Genomic DNA, 3,607 nt, shown 5'->3' with positions numbered 1-3,607 from the left:
AAAGTTAGTGGATTGCAGAGAGCAATAAAGTCTCTTGCATTCTAAAATATTTAAAGGGAGTCTTAATCTATTTCCAAAAGCTACTTGACACAATCTAACTTCATAAAAGATTGCTTTAAAATAAAATATATGAGAAAATATGACTAAAGAGAGATATTTAAAATAATATTATATTAAAGGGGCAATAAAAATGGAAAAAATTATCCTGAAAAATAAGGAAATTGAATTTGAAGAATTAGAGGCAAAGGTAAAACGGAAAATTTTAAGTCGTGGTGGTTCTATGATGGCTGTAGAGGTCCATTTTGAAAAAGGTGGAATAGGAAAAAAACACAGCCATGACCAGCATGAACAGATCAGTTATATTCTTGCAGGTGAATTTGAGGTTGAAGTTGGAGAAGAAAAGAAAGTATTGACCAGAGGAGATAGTTTTTATGCCGGGGAAAACGTTGAACATGGAGTTAAAGCGCTTAAAGATTCAGTGATTCTGGATGTATTTACACCACAGAGAGAAGAATTTTTAGCATAAATATGCATTCTTTTAAAAATAATTTGTCTATTTTCAAAAATTTTACTAAAAAAAGAAGGAAAATTATTAAGAAACACGAATATATATAACAGAAGATAATTTAAGGCTTAAATTAAAACTTAAATTAATAAGGAGATAAGGATTGATATTTATGAACAAACAGCGTGTAGGAAATTCAACTTTTATTCACAATTTAAATCAGGGGTCAATCTTCAAGATTATTCATCGGCACGGCCCTATAACTCGTAAGGAGTTAGCAGAGAATACAAGTTATAGTGCTGCCACAATAACCAATCATGTTAAAAAATTAATAGCAGATGAATATGTAATTGAAACCAAAAAAGGCAGCTCCAATGGGGGGCGAAAACCAGTATATATTAAGGTTAATCCTAAAAAAGGATATATGCTATCCTTAAATATCGGGGTAAATCACAGCCAGTTATATCTTTTTGATCTTGCCTTTGAGATACTGGAAGGAAAGAATATTGATATAGATCACCAGCAGTCTGCTGAATCTAATTTGATCAAAATTAAGGATGAAATTGAAAAATTATTGAATAAGCAGCAGATTAAAAGAGAAAAAATTCTTGGGCTGGGGATTGGAGTACCGGCTTTGATTGATCGGGAGAGTAAGAGTCTCGAGTTTGCTCCTAACTTAGGCTGGCATGATCTGGAGATACCCAAATTTTTTGCTCAGTATTTTGATTTTCCTGTACTGCTTGAAAACGAGGCTAAGGCAGCAGTTATTGGAGAAAAAGAATTTGTTTATCCTGATATTGAAAATCTTGTCTTTGTTTCCATTAATGAAGGAATCGGCTGTGGAATTCTGCTGGAGGGAAAATTATATACAGGTGCCAGCGGTAATGCCGGTGAGTTTGGCCACTTAATTATTGACAGTGATGGACCTGAATGTCACTGTGGTAATGACGGCTGCTGGGAAACATTAGCTTCGGAATCATTTATGAGAGATGAGGTAAATAGGTACTTAGATAGTAATTTAAGTATTGATCAGATTTATGAGCTTGATTTCGAAAAAGATGAAAAACTAAAAAGTATAATTAAAAGAAGCGGCTGTAATATTGGAATTGGCCTGGTTAATATAATTAACAGCTTAAGCCCTGAACATATAGTTATTGGCGGGGGCATTATCAGAGCTGAAGGTTATTTGATGGAAAATATTAATAAAGTTGTGGACCAGAAATCCTTAAAAATTTCACGTGAGTTTGTAGACCTTAAATTTACTGAGCTGGAGGGTCTGGCAACTATTTATGGACTTGCAGCTCAAATTTTTAATCTCAGTGTAGAAATTGTGACATAGTTTTTAATTATTAGTTATATTTGTGATTTTTAAGATTTGATTTTTTTAATAAATAATTAGGGGTGTTAATTATGCAGTATACGTTAGGTTTAGACATTGGAACAAGTGCAGTTAAGGCGCTTTTGATGGATCAAAATGGTGAGATAGTAGCGGAAAATAGTGAAGGTTATCCACTGGCTACTCCTCAATCTGGTTGGGCAGAACAAAATCCGGAAGATTGGTGGCAGGCCAGTCAGAAAGTGATCAAAGATTTAATCTCAGAGAATAAAATTGATAATTCTAAAATTGAAGCGATTAGTTTTTCCGGTCAGATGCACAGCTCAGTTTTTTTAGATAAAAATATGGAAGTAATTAGACCTGCAATTTTATGGAGTGATACCAGAACCTCGGCTGAATGTGAGGAAATTTATGAGAGAGTTGGAGGAGTAAAAGAACTGGCAGAGCTAGTTTCTAATCCGGCTCTAGAAGGTTTTACAGCTCCCAAAATTTTATGGCTGCGGAATAATGAACCGGAAAATTTCAAAAAGTTAGAAAAAGTATTATTACCCAAAGATTACATAAGATATAAGTTGAGCGGAGAATTAGGAATGGATCTGTCTGATGCAGCTGGTACTTTACTCTGTGATGTTAAAGCAGAAGACTGGTCAGCAGAGATGATGGAAAAATTAGAACTGAAGCAGTCAATTATGCCGCCAGTATTAAAGTCAATTGATATAGTTGGTTCTGTAACTGCTGAAGCAGCAGCAAAAACTGGATTATCTTCTTCTACAAAAGTAGTAGGTGGAGGAGCTGATAATGCCTGTGGAGCCGTAGGAAGTGGTATTATTAAGGCTGGTAGAGTTATGGCAAGTCTTGGCTCTTCTGGAGTAGTTGTAGCCCAGACTGATCAGGCGGTAGCAGATCCAGAAGGAAGAATTCACCTCTTTAATCATGCAGTGCCTGATAGTTATTATATGATGGGTGTAATGCTTTCAGCTGGAATGTCTTTTAAATGGATGAAAGAAGAAATGTTTAATGATGAGCTTGATTTTGAACAGTTAAATAAGGAAGCGGCTGCTGTGGAAGCCGGGAGTGAAGGTTTAACTTTCTTACCCTATTTATATGGAGAAAGAACTCCCCATGCAGATGCAGATGCTCGAGGAGTATTTTTTGGTATTTCCGGTAAACATAAAAGAGGACATTTTATTCGTAGTGTAATGGAAGGTGTTAGTTTTGGTTTAAGGGATTCACTGGAGCTGATTAAAGCCCGGGGAGTTGAGATAGATGAGATTCGTTTGATTGGTGGAGGAGCTAAAAGTGAACTCTGGCAGCAGATTACTGCTGATATTTTTGGAGAAACAATTAGTCTTATAAATATTGAACAGGGACCTGCCTTTGGAGCAGCAATAATTGCTGGAGTTGGAGCTGGAGTTTTTTCTGATTTCGAAGCAATCGTAGAAGAGCTAGTAGATGTTGTTAAAACAGTTGAGCCAATAGCAGAAAATGTTAAGGAGTACAATCATAATTATGAGATTTATCAGAATCTATATGGGGACTTGAAGGATAGGTTTAAAGACTTAAAATAGAAAAATGATGTTTTTATTTCTAAAACCCTGTTATTAGGCTAGCTAGCTTAATAACAGGGTTTTTTTAATTTATTATAAATTTGAGTATTTATTTTAATTAATATATGATTGCACTGCGAAAAGTCTAAAATAATTCAAAACGAACTAAATTTACAAAAATATTGCTAAAACAAAGCCTTCAAACCTGGGCATCCATTC

General features: G+C 34.9%; 3 protein-coding genes. All 3 read left to right on the top strand.

Annotated features, from left to right (window positions below; all coding sequences use genetic code 11):
• The first annotated feature begins 190 nt into the window (after window positions 1-190).
• The 3 genes from DFR79_RS15905 (at window position 191) to xylB (ending at window position 3,409) form a co-directional block, all read left to right on the top strand.
• Window positions 191-526 carry a cupin domain-containing protein gene (locus DFR79_RS15905; protein ID WP_208107574.1) on the top strand — a complete coding sequence of 112 codons (336 nt, stop codon included), beginning with the start codon at window positions 191-193 and terminating at the stop codon, window positions 524-526.
• 151 nt (window positions 527-677) lie between these two features.
• Window positions 678-1,844 (top strand): ROK family transcriptional regulator, encoded by a 1,167-nt coding sequence (locus tag DFR79_RS15900; protein WP_133516438.1) that lies wholly within the window; start codon window positions 678-680, stop codon window positions 1,842-1,844.
• 71 nt (window positions 1,845-1,915) lie between these two features.
• Complete coding sequence (xylB, locus tag DFR79_RS15895) at window positions 1,916-3,409, top strand: xylulokinase (protein WP_133516437.1); 1,494 nt, start codon at window positions 1,916-1,918, stop codon at window positions 3,407-3,409.
• The last annotated feature ends 198 nt before the right edge of the window (window positions 3,410-3,607 follow it).

The sequence above is a fragment of the Halanaerobium saccharolyticum genome (genome assembly GCF_004362045.1).
Classification (GTDB): Bacteria; Bacillota; Halanaerobiia; order Halanaerobiales; family Halanaerobiaceae; genus Halanaerobium; species Halanaerobium saccharolyticum_C.
The sequence above is the reverse complement of the archived record's forward strand: the minus strand, read 5'-3'. Positions and strand labels throughout refer to the sequence as shown.